General features: G+C 59.5%; 1 protein-coding gene. It reads left to right on the forward strand.

The annotated features are described in order from the left end of the window. Positions 1 to 992 (forward strand): solute carrier family 23 protein (locus ACZ4FV_RS52485; RefSeq protein ID WP_465328583.1); only part of this gene is annotated, 992 nt, incomplete at its 5' end. Between the last annotated feature and the right edge of the window lie 67 nt (positions 993 to 1059).

Here is a 1059-nt window from a genome sequence, read left to right on the forward strand (position 1 = left end):
TGCCGAACATCGGCCTGGCGGCGTTGACCCTGGTGCTGGTGTTGCTGCTGAGCAAGATCGGCAGCGCGACCATCTCGCGGCTGTCGATCCTGCTGGCGATGGTGATCGGTACGGTGATCGCGGTATTCCTCGGCATGGCTGACTTTTCCAGCGTGACCCAGGGCCCGATGTTCGGCTTTCCCACGCCCTTTCATTTCGGCATGCCAACCTTTCATTTGGCGGCGATCATTTCCATGTGCATCGTGGTCATGGTGACCCTGGTGGAAACCTCGGCGGACATTCTCGCAGTGGGTGAAATCATCGACACCAAAGTCGACTCCAAACGCCTCGGTAATGGACTGCGCGCGGATATGCTGTCGAGCATGTTTGCGCCGATCTTCGGTTCGTTCACCCAGAGCGCGTTCGCCCAGAACGTCGGGCTGGTGGCGGTGACCGGGGTCAAGAGCCGCTACGTGGTTGCCACCGGCGGGATATTCCTGGTGATCCTCGGCCTGCTGCCGTTCATGGGTCGGGTGATTGCGGCAGTGCCGACTTCAGTGCTGGGCGGTGCCGGGATCGTGCTGTTCGGCACCGTGGCTGCCAGTGGTATCCGGACCTTGTCCAAGGTTGATTACCGCAACAACATGAACCTGATCATCGTCGCCACTTCCATCGGTTTTGGCATGATCCCGATTGCGGCACCGAGTTTCTATGACCACTTCCCGAGCTGGTTCGCGACCATTTTCCATTCAGGGATCAGTTCGTCGGCGATCATGGCGATCCTGTTGAACCTGGCGTTCAACCACTTCACCACCGGCAACTCGGACCAGCAGTCGGTGTTTGTTGCGGGGACTGAGCGCAGCCTGTGCTTCCAGGATGTGGCGGCGTTGCGGGACGGGGATTACTTCAGCGGCGGCAAGTTGTTTGATGCCGAGGGCAAGGAGATTCCGTTGCTGGAGGAAGTACCGAAGAAAGCGGCAGTGCACGGCAGGGCACAGACCAGCGAGGTGTAACAGCCACAAAGAGTCCAATGTGGGAGCGGGCTTGCTCGCGAAGGCGGTGTGTCAGTCGCTAAATATG

It is taken from the genome of Embleya sp. NPDC025285, assembly GCF_055558835.1.